The 17,770-nt window shown below is 52.4% G+C and carries 16 protein-coding genes; 15 read left to right on the plus strand and 1 reads right to left on the minus strand.

Features of this window, described 5'->3' with window-relative positions; translation table 11 throughout:
* The 9 genes from ACOJWD_RS14435 to ACOJWD_RS14475 all read left to right on the plus strand — a co-directional run.
* On the plus strand, window positions 1-923 hold a 923-nt coding region (locus ACOJWD_RS14435), incomplete at its 5' end, for an ABC transporter permease (RefSeq protein WP_486993947.1).
* Complete coding sequence (locus ACOJWD_RS14440) at window positions 923-1,879, plus strand: ABC transporter permease (protein WP_486993948.1); 957 nt, start codon at window positions 923-925, stop codon at window positions 1,877-1,879. The genes ACOJWD_RS14435 and ACOJWD_RS14440, both read left to right, overlap by 1 nt.
* On the plus strand, window positions 1,872-2,924 hold the full coding sequence (locus ACOJWD_RS14445; RefSeq protein ID WP_486993949.1) for an ABC transporter ATP-binding protein: 1,053 nt from the start codon (window positions 1,872-1,874) through the stop codon (window positions 2,922-2,924). The genes ACOJWD_RS14440 and ACOJWD_RS14445 overlap by 8 nt, the downstream gene beginning before the upstream one ends.
* Window positions 2,911-3,903: an ABC transporter ATP-binding protein gene (locus ACOJWD_RS14450; protein ID WP_486993950.1), complete on the plus strand. Its 993-nt coding sequence runs from the start codon at window positions 2,911-2,913 to the stop codon at window positions 3,901-3,903. The genes ACOJWD_RS14445 and ACOJWD_RS14450 overlap by 14 nt, the downstream gene beginning before the upstream one ends.
* Before the next feature lie 31 nt (window positions 3,904-3,934).
* The gene (locus ACOJWD_RS14455; protein WP_486993951.1) at window positions 3,935-5,281 is read left to right on the plus strand and encodes a GH1 family beta-glucosidase; all 1,347 of its coding nucleotides are present in this window, start codon (window positions 3,935-3,937) and stop codon (window positions 5,279-5,281) included.
* 73 nt (window positions 5,282-5,354) lie between these two features.
* Window positions 5,355-7,088, plus strand: coding sequence for a glycoside hydrolase 5 family protein (locus tag ACOJWD_RS14460; protein WP_486993952.1), 1,734 nt, complete (start codon window positions 5,355-5,357; stop codon window positions 7,086-7,088).
* Window positions 7,085-7,840, plus strand: a complete 756-nt coding sequence (locus tag ACOJWD_RS14465) for an MBL fold metallo-hydrolase (protein WP_486993953.1) — start codon at window positions 7,085-7,087, stop codon at window positions 7,838-7,840. The genes ACOJWD_RS14460 and ACOJWD_RS14465 overlap by 4 nt, the downstream gene beginning before the upstream one ends.
* A gap of 84 nt (window positions 7,841-7,924) precedes the next feature.
* The gene (locus ACOJWD_RS14470; RefSeq protein WP_486993954.1) at window positions 7,925-8,740 is read left to right on the plus strand and encodes a heavy metal-binding domain-containing protein; all 816 of its coding nucleotides are present in this window, start codon (window positions 7,925-7,927) and stop codon (window positions 8,738-8,740) included.
* Window positions 8,741-8,764: 24 nt separating this feature from the next.
* Window positions 8,765-9,811: a heavy metal-binding domain-containing protein gene (locus ACOJWD_RS14475; protein WP_486993955.1), complete on the plus strand. Its 1,047-nt coding sequence runs from the start codon at window positions 8,765-8,767 to the stop codon at window positions 9,809-9,811.
* Here the strand turns inward: ACOJWD_RS14475 and ACOJWD_RS14480 are convergent.
* The gene (locus tag ACOJWD_RS14480) at window positions 9,804-10,352 is read right to left on the minus strand and encodes a hypothetical protein (protein WP_486993956.1); all 549 of its coding nucleotides are present in this window, start codon (window positions 10,350-10,352) and stop codon (window positions 9,804-9,806) included. The genes ACOJWD_RS14475 and ACOJWD_RS14480 overlap by 8 nt on opposite strands.
* A 218-nt stretch (window positions 10,353-10,570) precedes the next feature.
* Here ACOJWD_RS14480 and ACOJWD_RS14485 point away from each other — a divergent pair, with 218 nt between their 5' ends.
* From ACOJWD_RS14485 to ACOJWD_RS14510, 6 genes are all read left to right on the plus strand, one after another.
* Window positions 10,571-12,052, plus strand: coding sequence for an aldehyde dehydrogenase family protein (locus ACOJWD_RS14485; RefSeq protein ID WP_486993957.1), 1,482 nt, complete (start codon window positions 10,571-10,573; stop codon window positions 12,050-12,052).
* Between the two features lie 106 nt (window positions 12,053-12,158).
* Window positions 12,159-13,514, plus strand: a complete 1,356-nt coding sequence (gene gabT / locus ACOJWD_RS14490) for a 4-aminobutyrate--2-oxoglutarate transaminase (protein ID WP_486993958.1) — start codon at window positions 12,159-12,161, stop codon at window positions 13,512-13,514.
* Window positions 13,515-13,524: 10 nt separating this feature from the next.
* Window positions 13,525-14,709 carry a CaiB/BaiF CoA transferase family protein gene (locus ACOJWD_RS14495; protein ID WP_486993959.1) on the plus strand — a complete coding sequence of 395 codons (1,185 nt, stop codon included), beginning with the start codon at window positions 13,525-13,527 and terminating at the stop codon, window positions 14,707-14,709.
* Window positions 14,702-15,865 carry an acyl-CoA dehydrogenase family protein gene (locus tag ACOJWD_RS14500; RefSeq protein WP_486993960.1) on the plus strand — a complete coding sequence of 388 codons (1,164 nt, stop codon included), beginning with the start codon at window positions 14,702-14,704 and terminating at the stop codon, window positions 15,863-15,865. Before ACOJWD_RS14495 ends, ACOJWD_RS14500 begins: the two co-directional genes overlap by 8 nt.
* A gap of 146 nt (window positions 15,866-16,011) precedes the next feature.
* The gene (locus ACOJWD_RS14505) at window positions 16,012-17,280 is read left to right on the plus strand and encodes an NAD(P)/FAD-dependent oxidoreductase (RefSeq protein ID WP_486993961.1); all 1,269 of its coding nucleotides are present in this window, start codon (window positions 16,012-16,014) and stop codon (window positions 17,278-17,280) included.
* Window positions 17,281-17,286: 6 nt separating this feature from the next.
* A partial coding sequence (locus ACOJWD_RS14510) for a DUF1641 domain-containing protein (protein ID WP_486993962.1) occupies window positions 17,287-17,770 on the plus strand: 484 nt, incomplete at its 3' end.

Here is a 17,770-nt window from a genome sequence, read left to right on the forward strand (position 1 = left end):
ATTTTGCTTTACCTCGAATGCTTCCCGGTAATCCTGCCTTAGCCATGTTTGCAAAGTTTCAGGGGTCTCTTGGGCCTGGAGCCCTGCATGCATTGGAACTGCAGTTTGGTTTTTCGCACCAACCGCTCTATCTACAGTACTTGACCTACTTGAAGAATATGGTCACTTTTCACTGGGGGCTGTCTTATACCTATTACCCGACACCGGTCAAAACGGTTATCGCTCATAGCTTACCGTGGACCATTGGCATGGTCGGCAGTGCCACCTTGATTGCGGTAATGGTCGGCACCGTGCTCGGCATTTATATTGCCTGGCGTCGCGGAGGATTACTAGATAACACGCTACCAGTAACAACGATGTTTTTACAGGCCATGCCCTATTTTTGGACGGGTACGATTTTATTGTTTGTCTTTGCGTTTGTCGTGCACTGGTTCCCTCTAGGCCATGCCTATTCGACATCGGTTACGCCGGGATTCAATGGACCGTTTATCTCTAGTGTGTTGGGTCATGCGGTGTTGCCGGCAGTGACGGTATTTTTGGGATCGGTCAGCGGTTGGATTATCGGCATGCGCAACAACATGATTAATACTTTAGGCGAAGATTACGTGGTGTTTGCGGAAGCCAAGGGCGTTTCCGATTGGCGTTTGATGAGTAGCTATGCTGCGCGTAACGCCATTTTACCGCAAGTGACTAGTTTTGCGTTAGCCATGGGCCTCATTGTGAGTGGGTCCATTTTGACGGAAGAAGTTTTTTCGTATCCCGGCATCGGGTTTCAGTTGACTAACGCCGTGCTTTCACAGGACTTGCCACTGATTCAGTCAGCGTTTTTAATTATTGCTGTGTCGGTATTAGTCGTCAATTTGTTTGTGGACATTTTGTATGTTCGCCTTGATCCTCGGGTGCGCACAGGAGGTGGCATGTAATGGCAATGGATGCGTCTTATGAACCAACGATGGCTAGTCCTTCTGCACCTCCTGGACCCGCTCGCCGGACCCGCCCGTCTGGACTGGGCCGCGTGGCGCGCGTCATGTTCTCGAATAAAAAGTCGGCGGTGGGAGTCTGCTTGTTTTTGTTCTTTGCCCTGATTGCGATTTTTGCGCCTTTGATTGCCCCGTATAGCGCCACGTCGACGCAGTTTGCGCCGAACCTGTTGCCGAGTGCGCAGCATCTTTTTGGGACCACCGCTCAAGGGCAAGACGTTTTTTCTCAGTTCATCTATGGCGCGCGTACCACGCTCATAGTGGGCGTGGGTGCCGGCCTTTTAGCGACGGGATTGAGCCTCTTAATTGGGGTGACAGCTGGCTATCAAGGGGGATGGATTGACACCATCTTGAATTTCCTCAGCAACATCTTTTTGGTTCTGCCCGGTCTCGCGTTGTTAATTTTGATTGAGGCTTATGTCCATCAAAGTTCACCAATCTTCAATGGGTTGATTATTGGACTCACGGGATGGGCATGGGGGGCACGCGTATTTCGGGCGCAGACCATGAGCTTTGCGCGGCGAGATTTTGTGACCGCAGCGAAGTTGTCTGGGGCATCCGACTTACGCATTATGGTGACAGAAATCATGCCCAATATGACCTCGATCATTGCCTCGAACATCATGTATGCTTGTCTTGCGGCCATTTTAGCGGAATCCGGTTTGGCGTTTTTAGGCTTAGAAAATGTGTCTTCCGTGTCATGGGGAACCATGTTGTACTGGGCGTCGCAGGGGGACGCGATTCTGACTGGGGGATGGTGGTGGTTTATCCCGCCGGGCTTGGGTATCGCGTTAGTTGGTCTCAGCTTGGTGCTGATGAACTATGCCATCGACCAACTGACCAATCCTCGGTTGCGGGATTTACCCCGCGTCAAGCAAAGGGGGGCGAAGCATGGATGAAGTGACATTTGATAACACTGAACGGTTCGCTGACAGCCCCCCGTCCGGAGAGATTGTGCTCGAGGTGCGCGACGTCTCTATCGCCTATGAGTCGGCTGCCGGATCGGTACAAGCGGTCTCCCATGTCAACTTGAAGCTGGAAAAGGACAATATTGTCGGTCTTGTGGGCGAGTCAGGGAGTGGGAAGTCGACGTTAGCGACCGGCATTATGCGGCTTTTAAAAGGGACGGCGCATTTAACCCATGGCCAAATTTTGGTGAATGGCCGCGACATTTATGCCATGGATCGTCAGGAGTTGCGGCAGTTTCGCTGGAGTTCGATGTCCATGGTCTTTCAGAGTGCGATGACCGTGTTAAATCCCGTCATGACGGTGGAGCAGCAAATGATAGATGTCTTTTCGGCACACCGGCGCCAAATGACCCGCAACGAAGCTCTGGAGCGTTCGTACGCACTGCTAGACATGGTGCGCATTGCACGCAAGTATGCGAAGAGCTATCCTCACGAGTTGTCCGGCGGGATGAAGCAACGGATTGTGATTGCGATTGCATTAGCGCTCGAACCGTCACTGGTTATCATGGACGAGCCCACCACTGCGCTGGATGTGGTAGTCCAACGCTCGATTCTAGAGCAAATTCAAGAATTGCAGCGCGAGCGTCACTTTGCCGTCCTGTTTATTAGTCATGACTTTAGTTTGGTCGCAGAATTGGCGTCGCGGGTGGCGATTATGTATGCGGGACGCATCGTAGAGATGACGGAAAGCCAGGGACTTAATGTGGTGGAGGAGAATCACCATCCGTATACGTTAGGCTTGATGAGGGCGATTCCGCGACTAACCCATGAGGATGTGGAAATCGAGGGCATACCAGGGCATCCGCCCAACTTGGTGGACTTACCCACGGGTTGTGCCTATCATCCACGATGTCCGATGGCGGAGAGGATTTGCCAAGAAAAACGGCCTGAGCCGATCGCTGTGGGGTCACGTTTGGTGGCCTGCCATGCTTTTGACACCAGTTTGAAAGGAGAGTTCCACCATGTCTCTTCGTGAAAGTGCAGCCGGAAGTGCGGACTTAGTGAACGTCAAAGACATGGTGGTGCGCTTTCGCTTACGTGGAGGCCAGTGGATTCGCCCCGTGGACCAGGTGTCGTTTCACATTCAAAAGGGGGAAGTGCTGGCGCTAGTAGGCGAGTCCGGCAGTGGGAAAACTACTATAGGCCGGGCCTTGCTGCGAATTTTAGAGCCTAGCCAAGGAGAGATTCACGTCAACGGCGAGGATGTCACTCATATTAGGGGCGCAGCGCTCGTGAATTATCGTCGCCAAGCGCAAATGATATTTCAAGACCCTTTTGGCTCGCTGAATCCCGTGAAAACGGTCGAAAACCATCTTATCTATCCCATTCGTCGTCATCGCGGCGGGACCAAAGAACAAGTCAATGCGGTGATCGATGAGCTTTTGAACCGTGTTGGACTGACCCCGGTGGATGAAACCCGTCAGAAGTATCCCCATGAGCTCTCTGGAGGTCAGAGACAACGGCTTGCAATTGCGCGCTCACTGGCGGTGCAACCACGGTTTCTGGTCGCCGATGAACCGATTTCGATGCTTGATGTGTCCATCCGTGCGGGAATTTTGAAATTAATGAATGAGTTGAAGAGCGAATTCCACTTGTCATTCTTATATATTACTCATGACTTGGCATCAGCTCGATACTTTGGAGATCGCATTATGGTGCTCTATGCAGGAAAGGTTATGGAGACCGCGTCCTCTCGAGAATTAATCCGCAATCCGCTTCATCCCTATACCCAGCTTTTGCTGGCAGCGACTCCCGGTAGTGAGATGAAAGGGCCTCTTCCGGAACGGGCTAACGAGTTGCCCGATCTAAGCGAGAGTCGGCGTGGGTGCCCTTTTGCGGGGCGTTGTCTCTATGCTAGTGAAGAGTGCGAGACGACCATGCCGCCGACCGAAGAAGTGGCCCCAGGGCATTTCGTGGCCTGTTATCATCCTGCTGAAATTACCACGTTGAGTTAAAGTGAGACCACTATCATAAAGGAGTGACATCATGTCGAATGTGATGCAATTTCCCAAAGACTTTACCTTTGGCGTTGCGACCGCCTCGTATCAAATTGAGGGAGCTGCCTTTGAGGATGGACGTATTCCTTCTCATTGGGATACTTTTGCTCATACCCCTGGCAAAACCTTTCAAGGGGATAGTGGGGATGTGGCGTGTGACCACTACCATCGGTATCCGGACGATATCGCGCTAATGGCCTCTTTAGGAGTGTCCTCGTATCGGTTTTCGTTTGCATGGCCGCGCGTTCTCACCGAAGAGCGTCAAGTAAACCAGAAAGGCTTGGATTTTTATCGGCGCCTGTTAGATGAGTTGGAAAAACACGGCATTAGTCCAGCCGCGACCATCTATCATTGGGACTTGCCGCAGTGGTTGGCAGACCGCGGGGGCTGGGCCAATCGGGATGTGGTGGGATATTTTTCTGATTATGCGGAGTTGTTATTTCGCAATTTCGGAGATCGTATTGGCCAATGGATTACTCACAACGAGCCGTGGTGCTCATCGTTTTTAAGCTATGGGATTGGCGAACATGCGCCTGGGCATCGGGATTGGCGTGAGGCGGTACTGGCGTCGCATCATATTTTGCTGTCGCATGGACAAGTGGTACGCGGGTATCGGGGAATGGGACTCAACGGCGAGATTGGCATCACGCTAAATCTCAATGTGACCGACCCTCGGACCAGTAGCGAGGAAGATCGAGGCGCAGCGTGGCGAGGGGATGGATTTTCTAACCGCTGGTTTCTCGATCCTATCTTTAAGGGTTTCTATCCAGAGGATATGAAGGAATTGTTTTTGCCATATGTGCAAGACTACGGATTTATGAAGTCGGATGATTTGGCGGTGATTCATTCCCCGATCGACTTCTTGGGGGTAAATTATTACACCCGCGCCGTCGTATATGACGTGCCGCCCGATGGGTTTTTAAGCTTGGGACATGTCCCCCCCGATCCGAGTCGCATCACCGATATGGGCTGGGAGGTTCATCCCGATTCACTGTACCGTTTGTTAAAGCGGATTAATGACGAATATACCAAGTTGCCGATTTATATCACAGAAAATGGGGCCGCATACCCTGATCAAGTGAGTTCAGATGGTGCCGTACATGATGAGGCGCGCAGGACATTTGTCGAGCAGCACCTGGCCCGAGCACATCAGTTCCTCGAAGAAGGGGGTACCCTCAAAGGCTATTATCTATGGTCGCTAATGGATAATTTTGAATGGTCGTTCGGGTATTCCAAACGATTCGGCCTCACCTATGTGGATTACGCTACCCAAAAGCGTACCATAAAAGATAGTGGTCTTTGGTATCGCGACCTGATTCGCTGGCAAAATCATTAAACGGATTCGGAGGTAGACTATGTCTGAATTCACTTTAGGGGCAAATTATTGGAGTCGACAGGGTGGCCCTAGGATGTGGACTCATTTTGATCGCGAAGCGATTCAAGAAGAGCTGACCATGGCCCGCTCCATTGGGTTAGACACGCTACGTATCTTTTTGTATTGGCCGGACTTTGAACCCCATCCCGGCGTCGATAGCCTGGAGTTATGGGATCGGGTGGCGGAATTTCTGGATTTGTGTAATGAGAATCAGTTGAAGACCTTCCCGACGCTCTTGGTCGGACATATGTCGGGTCGTAATTGGGACCCGGTGTGGCGAGATGGCCGGGACTTGTGGCACGATCCGTTTATGGTGGAACATGAAGAGGCTTTTATCCGTCGTTCAGTGTCACGCCTTTCCAGGATGCCGTCGGTGGCAGGATGGGTGCTCACGAATGAATGGCCACTCTATGCAGGGAAGACCACGCCACCCATTTTCAAGGCATGGATTGAGCGCATGACGAAAGCGGTACGCGAGGAGGATTCACAGTCGCGGCCGATTACGTTGGGTGATGGACTTTGGAATGCGTTGGGGGCCGATACGGGAATTCAAGTGCAGTTGCTGGAAAAATCGGTCGATATTGTGGGCCCGCATGTGTATCCGGAAGCATCTGATCCGTTGGAAGTGGCCATGGCATCGTATGTGCATTGCGCTATGGGAGAAGGGTCGCGACCGGTATTGCTAGAAGAATTTGGGACCACCGATGGTTTTGGACCGCATGAAGCTCAAGCCGACTTTTATCGTTCGCAAGTTGCTGGCGCCTTGATGGCCGGGGCAGTGGGGGCGTGGGCGTGGTGTTTAACCGATTTCGACCTGCCGCTAACCCTCCCTTATTCACATCATCCCTTCGAACTGAAATTTGGGCTATTTACCGTTGATGGCAAGAAAAAGCCGACCGGGCAGGTTATGCAAGATTTGCGGGCCATACAAAGTCAGTTTGGCACGGTCGAAAAAGACGCCGTGGGGATCGTGGTGCCCGCTTTGCAAACAGGAATGATTCCGTTTGAGCGTGGGCCAGAGCGGGAACTTATGACAACCGTGGCAACTCGAATGCTGCGGACAATGGCGGGACTCGGATATAACCCTGGTGTGATTCGAGAGCCTCTCCCTCCAGAAGTGGGATTTGAAGATCGCGTGCCGTCTCTTGAGGTACTGAATCGATATCAGGTGTTGTTTCTGGTTGCACCCCGCATTGGTGAGCCCTTGAGGAGACGCTTGTTCGATTGGGTGAGCGAAGGTGGGCATCTCTATATCGCCTATTCCTATACCTACTGGTTTCCTGATTTACCGGCGATGTTGGGCGTTGAACGTGATGGACTCTATAATGTTCAGGAATTTCACGAGGAGACTGGGTGTCTCGTCTGGGAGGATGGGACACGGATAGAGTTTTCTGCGTCAGGCGACGTACCGTCGGTGACGTTGCGCGAAAGTGGCGCGACGACCCTCGCGCGCGATAGCGATGGGCTACCCCGCATTTTTCGACGGCACCACGGACGCGGGACGATTACCACGAATAGTGTGGGATTGGAGGCCACCCACGGTACCGGGCCTGTTGAGGGGTTAGATGATCTGTATCGAGCGTATTTTACGAGTGTCGATCTCAGTCCGCGGGTTCGCCTAGAGGGAATCGGAGGACAAGCGGCCGTTTCGCGCGATGGGCATGTGTTGGTGATGAATCATGGGCAATCTTCGATTGATGCGGTTATCGGGTCGGAGCGTCATCGGGTGGAGGCGCATTCGTGGTGGCTTGGTGAACTGCCCCAATGAGCTATGGGTTAACGTGGGTAGGACAGTCAAGCTTCTTGCTACATAGCCCGTTGGCTAACCTAGGCGTGGACCTGTTCCTTCGGAACGATCCGCGCCTTCGTCAGCCGTCGGTCGATATTGACGGAATCGGTCACCTTGATGCGGCGTTTGCGACCCATGAGCATAGCGACCACCTTGATATAGCCACCTTGCGACAACTGCAAGCACAGCATCCTCATGTTGAGGTGATAGTGCCGGCACCGCTTGCGAGCGACACGATAAGTCACGGCCTCACGAACGTGATCGGGGCGCATCCAGGAATCCCTCTCGTCTATGGAGATATCACGGTAGTTTCCATTTTGAGTCAGCATGCCGTTCATCACGGAGAGGGCTATCATTTTGGGCAACCGATGGGCCGCTTTCTAGGATATGTGTTTAAAATGGGAGCGTACGCAGTCTACCATAGTGGTGATACGTTGGTATATGACGGACTGGTCGACGCCTTATTGCCCTACCACATTACGGCGATGTTGTTACCCATTAATGGGCGAGGGTACTTCCGGGAGCAACAAGACTTAGTAGGCAACATGAATCCTGAGGACGCCGTATTATTGACCAAGGCGGTCGGAGCGGAGTTTCTGGTGCCTATGCATTTTGAAACCTATCCAGAAAATTTGGGCGATGTGGGCCAAACGGTGCACCTAGCCTATAAGGCTGGAGTAACGGTTCTAGTGCCTCGTTATGGGCAACGCGTTCCTTTAGATTGGAACTAATGCTTTCCAACCTGAGAGAGCCTTGTTATGCTAAGGACGTAGGAGTAGTGAGAGCTTGGCAGAAGATCTCAATGATGGAGTCTGTTGGAGGAGGGGAATCTCATCGAAAACGAATACAAAGATATCCCAAAGGACGCCCTGGAGCGACTAGATCGCGAATCGGGGCATTATGTGTTCACGTCTGATCTCACCGTCAATGAATTTGTGTTGGTGGATGAGGCCGGCTTTGAACCCCTAGGCATGGTGATGGGGTCGTCCATTTACCATATCGGATATCAGCAGTCTGCTTGGTCAAAAAATCAGGAAATGACGGTGCTTTCGCAGGCCATGTATAACGCGCGTGAGCTGGCTATGAGCCGCATGGAAGAAGAAGCGGATGCGTTAAAGGCGGACGGAATCATTGGTGTCCGTCTCGAAGTGCGCCACGCGGAGTGGGGACAGCATCTGGCAGAATTTATTGCCATTGGAACAGCGGTCCGTTCCAAAGATGGTAGCAGCCATCGCACCATTAAGAACAAACCGTTTACCTCGGATCTCTCCGGGCAGGATTTCTGGACGTTAATGAAAACGGGTTATCGCCCGGTCAGCTTGGTTCTTGGATCGTGCGTCTATCACATAGCCCATCAAGGTATGATGCAGACCTTGCGTCAGGTGGGACAGAATCAGGAAATGACTATCTATACTCAGGGATTGTACGACGCCCGTGAGCTAGCGATGGAGCGTATGCAACTGGAAGCGTCCGAATTACAGGCAGAGGGCATTGTGGGTGTCAACTTGCATGAGAGTAGTCACCAATGGGGTGCACACGTTATTGAATTCTTCGCGGTGGGTACAGCCGTTAAGCGATTCCAAGAGTCGCAGTTGTCTTCGCCTAGCTTAGTATTGCCGTTAAACGACTGACGTCGTAAGAAAGAGGGGAAGACGATGCCATGGTTCCGGAAAAATCAACCGCAGGTACCCGACGAGAAAGAAGTGGAATTGAGTCAAGCCCTGCAAAAAACCTTTCGGCAGTACAACGCTGAATCGGAGCAACAGATGTTGCGCGATCGCGAGTTGCTGGAACGGGGAAGTATTCCTCTTGCCGCGCAGGAGAGAGTCAAAAAGACCGTTCAGAAGGAACTGCCGTGGATGAGTACGCTGGACATTAATGACCTCTATCTAGCGGATGAAATTCACATGACCCCCTTGGTGCAAGTGGCCGGTAGCTGTTACTTCCAAGCGGCAACAGACACTAGCGGGCGTATCTATCTGGATGGCAATTATGACGCGACCAATCTTGTGCATGCGTATTATCGCGCGAAACAAGATGCCATTGACCGGATGTCGCAAGAGGCCCGACTGGCGGACGCGCATGCGATTGTCGATGCGCAGTTTAAATTTTCTCGAAACCAGACGGTGATTGAATGTAGCGTCATAGGTACGGCCGTTCGCTTTGACGGACTCCGTCCGGGAAAGACAATTCTGGTCAGCCCGCTGAGCGGCGAGGAATTCTATAAGCTGTTGACGATAGGATTTATTCCAGTCAATTATTGCTTAGGATACTATTGGCATTGTATGCCGGTAGGATATCGGACGCGCTCTATTAATTCTATGTGGAATTATCAGAATCAGGAGTTAACCTCGGTGACGCAGCGATTCTCGGACACGCGTCGTTACGCACTGCAACAAATGGCACGCGATGCGAAAAATGGCCAACGGGTGGATGGCATTGTGGGTGTGAACATTACCACAGCCATCGAGGAAACGGAACTAAGGATCTACGCGGGATACGGCAATAGCTGGGGTGGGTTCAATATGATGGGCAACGGCATTACCATTGATGGCACCTTCTTTCCTTATGGAGGCGAGGGGGTTGCGGAAGTGCCCGCCTACAACTTGGAGTTTTTCGCGACCGGGGCGGCGGTAGCCCGGATCGGCCAAGGACGATTGACTAAGAGTAGCATTGAAACCTATTTAACTGGGGTCAACTAAATTTACCATAGGATCGGCTCTCAACCTGTATCGGCAGGCCAGCAATAGGATTGGCGGTAGAGGATACGAACCAGACGAAGGTATCACTTTGGGGATGGTGGGGCGCTGTCCAACTCACGGATTGGCTTTTGTGGGGTGCGACAGGCCCGATTTTCTTGATCACTTGACGATTTGGGCCTAACACGGCCAATCGTAAAGGGCGAGTGCTGTTATTCACTGCGTGCATGGTGACATGCCATCCAAGGGGAATGAGCAAAGTGGAGGAACCTACATAACGGCCGTTGATGAGGTACAGTGACCCGGATACGGCGGGGAGAAGAGAGATGGTCGCGATCATGCGATGAGCGGGCGGGTAGTTCACGACGTAAGGAGAGGAAGCGATCACGGCGCTGCGGTGGGCCGCTATCTTTCCAAGATAGAGAGGACGGTGGGCAAAACGGCTAGTGAAGCCGACGGGTAACCGACCTGAAAATCCTCCGCATCCAGTCAAGACCAAGAGAGTGAGAACCATAGTCCAGGATCGCGAGCGGCTTTTGCCCATGTTGTTCCCTCCTAAAGAAGCGATGTGGTCTGAGTAGGTTGTTCTAAGCCTTGAGAGGATATCCGCGCCGCAGGGTTGATCATGGCAATTTTTCAGCGACGACGCTATACTAGATTTTGGGTCTCGTGACTAAGAGTGGACATGATGTTGTGGGATTGGCGTCGCCTAAGGGGGGTATGACTGCCGTACTACTCATTGTGCTTCACACGCGAAGGAGGATGACGGTGAGATTAAAAAATTACATAGGTGGCCAGTGGGTTGAACCGGAAAATGGTCAGTATGAACCAGATATTGACCCCGGTAACGGTGAAGTGATTGCCGAGGTTCCTCTGTCCAGTAAGAAGGATGCCGAGCGGGCCATTGAAGCGGCCCATGAAGCGTTTAAAACCTGGCGCTTGGTGCCAGCACCAAAGCGCGGAGAAATTCTTTATACTGTCGGACAAATTCTCAAAGATCGAAAGCACGAGTTAGCGGAAAAGATGACTCGGGAGATGGGAAAGGTCTACCAAGAGGCGGCCGGAGACGTTCAAGAAGGCATTGACATGGCCTTTTATATGGCGGGAGAAGGGCGCCGCAGTTTTGGCTATACCACGCCATCGGAATTGCCGGATAAGTTTGCGATGGCGACGCGAGATGCGATCGGTGTGGCGGGAATTATTACTCCGTGGAACTTTCCGATGGCCATCCCAACATGGAAAATATTTCCTGCTCTGGTTTGCGGCAATACGGTGGTGTTTAAACCAGCCAGTGAAACTCCTCAGTTAGCGTATGAATTGGTGAACATTCTAGCGGAAGCGGGTGTCCCTAAAGGAGTTGTCAACTTAGTGTTTGGGACGGGCCCGGAGGTTGGCGAAGTGTTGTTGCAAGACCCCCGAGTCAATTTGATTTCGTTCACTGGGTCCAACCAAACCGGGCGACATGTCGCGAAAGTGGCGGGCGAGGGCTTGAAGCGCGTCTCGTTGGAACTGGGCGGAAAGAACGCCATTATCGTGATGGATGATGCGAACCTGGACTTGGCGGTTGACGGGATTTTGTGGAGCGCTTTTGGGACTACTGGACAACGATGCACCGCATGTTCACGCCTCATCGTTCAAGAAGGAGTCTATGACGAGCTCAAAGAGCGTCTCATAGCGCGGATGGCGACGTTGAAAGTTGGGCATGGTCTCGATAACGAGACAGATGTCGGCCCGCTGATTAGCCAGAAAGCGGTCGAAAAGGTGCACGGATACATTGGAATAGGCACAAGTGAGGGTGCGAGGTTAGAATTGGGTGGGCAGTTACCCGATGATGCGACACTCCAGTCCGGGCACTATTACCCGCCAACCTTATTTACCGAAGTGACGCCCGATATGAGAATTGCCACTGAAGAGATTTTTGGACCGGTGCTGTCGATGATTCGGGTTAAAGATCTCGACGAAGCCATTCAGGTCAATAACCAGGTCACGTACGGCCTATCTTCCTCCATCTTTAGCCAAGATGTGAATCGTGTGTTTCAGGCCATCCGAGATTTAGCGACAGGGATTGTGTATATTAATGCGGGAACGACAGGAGCGGAAATTCATCTGCCGTTTGGAGGCACCCGTGGCACTGGCAACGGTCACCGGGAAGCAGGCACAGCAGCGCTGGACTTCTTTTCCGAGTGGAAAGCGGTCTATGTCGATTTTAGTGGACGATTACAAAGGGCCCAGATTGACGCCTAAACCGCCGGCGTGGGCTATTCTTCCCTTGGGGTAAAAAATGGGGGAAGCTCCTGGTGCGGGTGACTTGGATATCGAATCTGAAGATGAGTGATATAAGGAGGATACTATGGCGACGCAGACAAAATATATTGCATTGAAGACGGAAGTACCAGGGCCGAAGAGCAAGAGTGTTTTGGAGCGCATTGATAAGGCCACACCGCGATCCGTGGCGCCGTTTGCTCCGGTCGTAGTAGACAAGGCCCATGGCAGTCTCTTGACGGACATTGATGGCAACACCTTTATCGACCTGACGGGAGGGGTTGGTGTGTTGAACGTGGGACACACCAATGACCGTGTAAAAAAGGCATTGCACGAACAAGTGGATCGGTTTTTACACACCGATTTCACGATGATTCCCTATGAGAGCTATGTGCAGTTAGCGGAACGCTTGAATGCTCACTTTCCTGGTGGGGGTCCTGCGACCAGCGTCTTTTTCAATTCCGGTGCTGAAGCAGTGGAAAACGCAGTCAAGATCGCCCGCACCTATACGGGTCGCACGGGTATCTTGTCTTTTGAAAGGGCATTTCATGGCCGGACGCTGATGGCGATGACGCTGACCAGCAAAGTTCATCCATATAAGGCGGGCATGGGACCCTTCGCTCCTGAAGTATATCGTGCTCCCTATCCGTATCCTTATCGCTGTGAATTCTCGGGCGGTGCGCCGAATCACGTCTGCGATGATAAATGCTATGCCAATATCGAAAAGGCGTTGCTATTGCAGGTTGCGCCCGAGGACCTGGCGGCCGTTATTGTTGAGCCCGTTCAGGGTGAAGGCGGATTTGTGGTGCCGCCGAGTAACTTCCTTCCTTGGTTGCGTAAGTTTACGGAAAAGCATGGGGTATTGCTGATTGTCGATGAGGTGCAAACCGGGTTTGGACGCACGGGAACCTTTTTTGCGACAGAACAGGCCGGAATTCGCCCAGATCTTCTGACGATGGCGAAGTCGATTGCGGATGGGATTCCTCTATCCGGCGTGATGGGCCGTCCCGAGGTGATGGATGGGCCAGATGATTCACAAATTGGGGGTACCTACGTCGGCAATCCGCTAGGCACTGCTGCAGGCAATGCGGTGCTCGACGCGTTTGAGGAAGAGCATCTATTGGAGCAAGCTCAACGCCAAGGCGAGCATTTACAGACGCGTCTTAAAGAGATGCAAAAGAAGAATCCGCTCATTGGCGACGTTCGCGGATTGGGTGCCATGGTTGCTATCGAACTGGTGAAGAGTCAAGACGGCAAAGAACCAGCGGCGGAGGCTACCGATCGGGCGCTGAAACTACTCATTTCCCGCGGGGTATTGATGCTCAAGGCGGGGATCTATGGGAATGTGATGCGGTTCTTAGCACCATTGAATACCCCCCTAGAGGTATTGGATGAAGCCTTAGATATCTTGGAGCGGACATTGCTCGAAGTGCATCAGCACTAGGGAGACGAGAATGCAGAGTGGAGGGCCCCTGGAGGGCGTCAACGTACTGGACTTATCGCGTGTACTGGCCGGACCTTACGCAACCATGGCTTTAGGTGAATTAGGGGCGGATGTTATCAAGATCGAACGCGAAAAGTCGGGCGATGAGACGCGGCAATGGGGTCCTCCATTTGTCTCGGGAGAGTCCGCGTATTTTCTCTCCATTAATCGCAACAAACGCTCGCTGGCTTTAGATCTATCCAAGGACGCGCATCAGTTAGTGGTTCGAGACCTAGCGCTTCACTGGGCGGATGTCGTCGTAGAGAATTTCAAGCCGGGGACGCTGGAACACTGGAATTTATCCCTTGAAAGCCTAAGGCGGGATAATCCGCGGCTCATCACCGCGAGCGTGCGGGGCTATCCGGTCGGCGATGACCGTCCCGGGTATGATTTTGTGATTCAGGCTGGGTCCGGTCTCATGTCGCTTAACGGTCCACCCAGTGGAGAACCGTTTAAAGTTGGTCTGGCGGTTTCTGACATTACTACGGGTCTCTTTTTACTATCAGGGATTGAGGCTGCACTGTATCGCCGGGAGTTGAGCGGACGGGGAGACCACGTAGGAGTGTCTTTATGGGAATCGCAAATGGCGTGGTTGACTAACGTGGCGCAGAGTTATCTCATGACTGGTGAGGCGCCTGGACGTTATGGCAACGCCCATCCGCAGTTAGCCCCGTATGAAACCTTTCAGGCTGCCGATGGGTTTCTGGCCATCGGTGTGGGGAATGATGGACAGTTTCGGCGTTTGTGTGCAGTACTTCAACATGCGGAGTGGTGTCAAGATGCGCGGTATGCCACTAATCCCGCGCGCGTCAGATATCGTAAGGCATTGGTAGACACCCTGCAAGCGGTACTGAAGGAAAAGTCCGTCCAAGAATGGGTTCAGCTATTGGAAGCGGAGGGCATCCCGAGCGGACCCGTGAGAACTATTCCGGAGGCTCTTGAAGACGCAGCACATCGTGGACAAGACATGGTGAAACACGTGAGGCATGCGAGGCTAGCAGATCTTCCGCTAGTGCAACTGCCCTGGCATTTTCAGCATAGCCCGATCTCGATGAAGTCTCCGCCACCGACCTTGGACGAGCATCATGACGAGATTATGACTCTTTGGGAATCCATCAGGACATCAGGAAAGGAGCCTGACCAGGTTCATGAGTAACATTGACAATTTTTATGATATCGACGTAGAGCTGAGTGCCGATGAAATTCAAATCCGAGATGCAGTGCGCCGGTTTGTTGATCAAGAGGTGCGACCCTATGCGGGAGGGTGGTGGCAGGAAGGCAGTTTTCCTATGCACCTTATTCCGCGATTGGGAGAACTAGGTGTTTTTGGGCCCACACTACCCGAGGAATACGGTGGAGCGGGCGTGACCGGGACAGCTTATGGTTTGATGATGCAAGAGCTAGAGCGAGGGGATTCCGGTCTGCGCTCGTTCGCGTCGGTGCAAAGTGGGTTGGGTATGTATGCTATCTATCGCTATGGCAGCGAGCAGCAAAAGGCGCGGTACCTACCTAAAATGGCCAAGGGCGAAATTATCGGCTGCTTTGGTCTGACTGAACCTGATGCTGGATCCGACCCGGCCTCGATGCATACGGTGGCCAAGCGGAAAGGCCAGGGGTTTGTTATTAGCGGTTCCAAACGGTGGATAACGAATGGAAACCTGGCACACATTGCCATCATATGGGCTAAAGATGAAACCGGCGTAATCCGCGGGTTTGTTGTACCGACAAATACCCCGGGGTTTAGTGCCCGAGCTATTCATACGAAAGCGTCGATGCGTATGTCGGTCACTTCAGAATTGTATTTGGATGAGGTCGAAGTAGGGGAAGACGCGCTTTTACCTGCATCCCACGGATTGGGGTCGCCATTGGGGTGTCTTACACAAGCGCGGTTTGGCATCGCCTTCGGAACGGTGGGGGCGGCTTTGGATTGCCTCAACGAGTCCATTTCTTATGCCAAAACCCGTGTGGCATTTGGTCGCCCCATAGCAGCAACACAAATGGTGCAGGAGCGCATCGTGGATATGACATCGCGTGTGGTCAGTATGCAACTTCGAGCATTGCACTTAGGGCACCTATATGAGAGCGGCATCATGCGGTATCCACAAGTGTCATTGGCCAAACGAGACAACGCACGCCAGGCGCTTGAAGTTGCGCGCATGGCGAGAGAACTTTTGGGGGGCAATGGGATTAGTGTGGACTATTCGCCCATTCGGCATATGAATAACCTGGAGACGGTCGACACTTATGAAGGCACGTATGAAGTCCATACATTAATCATGGGCCGCGAGATTTTGGGCGAGAACGCGTTTTAGCCAGGCGCAATGACCAAACAACAGAGGCGCTCGTAGCGCCTTTTTTGTTTATGGTCAGAAAATCTACATAGGTTGCGAAAAATATAGGTATCAAGCGTTAAATGAGATGAGATTTTTTCGATAGACTCACTAAGGAGGGGTTACATATGGCGAAACCGCACGTTCTCATATTGGGGTCGAATTTTGCGGGTCTAGCTGCTGCTCAAAAAATACGCCAATTGGCTGGTGACACGGTAGACATCACACTGGTAGACAAGAAACCGTATTTGTTGTTTGTTCCTAATATCGGGCTGGAGGCGCTCGAGAATCGCAATCCGCAAGATACGCTCATCATGTCCCTTTTGCCGGCGATGCAAGAAGATCATCTCTCATTGGTACTCGGTGAGGTTCACGGCATCGATGTGGAGTCGCAAACGGTTGATGTGATGCCTTCGGAACGGCCGGGCGCTGCTCTCACGACCCTCAAATATGACTACTTAGTAGTCGCCCTAGGAGCACGATTGGCGTACGACAAGATTCCGGGATTTGGGGAGTTTGGGCATACTGTCAGTGACACGTTCTATGGCAATCGCTTGCGGCATTATTTACATCATGAATATAAGGGCGGGCCGATCGCCATTGGTTCGGCGCGCTTTCATCAAGGAACGCGAACCCAAGATCTCGTGCCCATGGCGGAGGCTGCGTGTGAGGGTCCCCCCGTGGAAATGACGTTAAGTGTGGGGACCTGGCTCAATACGCACCATTTGGGTGGGCCCGATAAGGTGACAGTGTTTACCCCGGCGGAATGGATTGCCGAAGATGCGGGAATGGGGATTGTCAAAACTCTCTTAGGTAAGGCTAGTGCCATGGGGTTCCATTATCTCAATAAGACGCACGACATTCGTCAGATCACCGCCGACGGGATTGAATTCGCCGAGGGACCGAGTCTTGACGCGGAAGTGAAAATCATTTTCCCAGACTGGACCCCACATCCGTTTCTGAAAGATCTTCCCATTTCGGATGACGTGGGATTTGTGCTCACCGATATGACGATGCGCAATCCTTCGTATCGTAACGTATTCGCATGCGGTGATGCAGCAGCGGTGTCTGTACCAAAGCTTGGCATGCTGGCACACTTAGGGTCTGAGGCGGTGGCGTATCAAATTGCTGGGGACTTGGGCGCGATTTCACCGGCCGAAGCCAATCATTCGATGGACCCGATCGTGAATTGCATTGGGGACATGGGAGCCGGGCAGGCTTTCTATATCAGTTCAAACACTTGGTACGGCGGTAAGCGAGAAGTTTTTCGTATGGGCCGGGTGCCCTATCTTTTGAAGATGCAGTACAAAGACATGTTCTTTCGCACCAAAGGCAAAGTGCCCGATTGGGGGATGCCAGCCGCGGACTTCCTCGCTGAAAATTTGGGGAAGGAGTGAGGTCGCATGAGTGAAGTGGTGATGGAGCTATCCTCTAAACAATTGGAGGGTCTGGAGTATCTAGGCGACTTAGCCAGTACGGTGAAGTCTCTATTAGACGGACCCATGGGCGAGGTTTTGGTGCAATATGCGGTTGACGGCACATCGCGCATACCTGAGGGCACGCTCGACGCACTGACACGGGCTCTTCATATGGTGGTCGAATGGAATGAAAGCGGCATCCTCGCGCAAGTGGGCGATGCAGTAGCATTGTTGGCCACGATGATCAATCGCGAGGCGATTAATTTTGCCTTAGATCAACCTATGAAAGCGCTAAGTGGCGGAATGATTGAGAGTGCGCGTAGCGTCCTTGAAGATGCGGATAAGAAAGGTACCGGAGGATTGGGTGGTATGATGCGTGTGATGTCTGATCCCGACGTCCAAGTAGGGCTCATGATCATGGCGGAAATGGCCGGGAAAATTGGCAAAGCGTTTCATCGCGGGTCGAACG

This window comes from Sulfobacillus sp. TH-112, assembly GCF_057473405.1.

Bases quoted from the DNA above. Each gene is read 5' to 3' on its own strand.
- gabT (WP_486993958.1), top strand. From the start codon at position 12,159: ATGGCGACGCAGACAAAATATATTGCATTGAAGACGGAAGTACCAGGG.
- ACOJWD_RS14505 (WP_486993961.1), top strand. From the start codon at position 16,012: ATGGCGAAACCGCACGTTCTCATATTGGGGTCGAATTTTGCGGGTCTA.
- ACOJWD_RS14445 (WP_486993949.1), top strand. From the start codon at position 1,872: ATGGATGAAGTGACATTTGATAACACTGAACGGTTCGCTGACAGCCCC.
- ACOJWD_RS14440 (WP_486993948.1), top strand. From the start codon at position 923: ATGGCAATGGATGCGTCTTATGAACCAACGATGGCTAGTCCTTCTGCA.
- ACOJWD_RS14455 (WP_486993951.1), top strand. From the start codon at position 3,935: ATGTCGAATGTGATGCAATTTCCCAAAGACTTTACCTTTGGCGTTGCG.
- ACOJWD_RS14475 (WP_486993955.1), top strand. From the start codon at position 8,765: ATGCCATGGTTCCGGAAAAATCAACCGCAGGTACCCGACGAGAAAGAA.
- ACOJWD_RS14460 (WP_486993952.1), top strand. From the start codon at position 5,355: ATGTGGACTCATTTTGATCGCGAAGCGATTCAAGAAGAGCTGACCATG.
- ACOJWD_RS14485 (WP_486993957.1), top strand. From the start codon at position 10,571: ATGACGGTGAGATTAAAAAATTACATAGGTGGCCAGTGGGTTGAACCG.
- ACOJWD_RS14480 (WP_486993956.1), bottom strand. From the start codon at position 10,352: ATGGGCAAAAGCCGCTCGCGATCCTGGACTATGGTTCTCACTCTCTTG.
- ACOJWD_RS14465 (WP_486993953.1), top strand. From the start codon at position 7,085: ATGAGCTATGGGTTAACGTGGGTAGGACAGTCAAGCTTCTTGCTACAT.
- ACOJWD_RS14450 (WP_486993950.1), top strand. From the start codon at position 2,911: ATGTCTCTTCGTGAAAGTGCAGCCGGAAGTGCGGACTTAGTGAACGTC.
- ACOJWD_RS14500 (WP_486993960.1), top strand. From the start codon at position 14,702: ATGAGTAACATTGACAATTTTTATGATATCGACGTAGAGCTGAGTGCC.
- ACOJWD_RS14495 (WP_486993959.1), top strand. From the start codon at position 13,525: ATGCAGAGTGGAGGGCCCCTGGAGGGCGTCAACGTACTGGACTTATCG.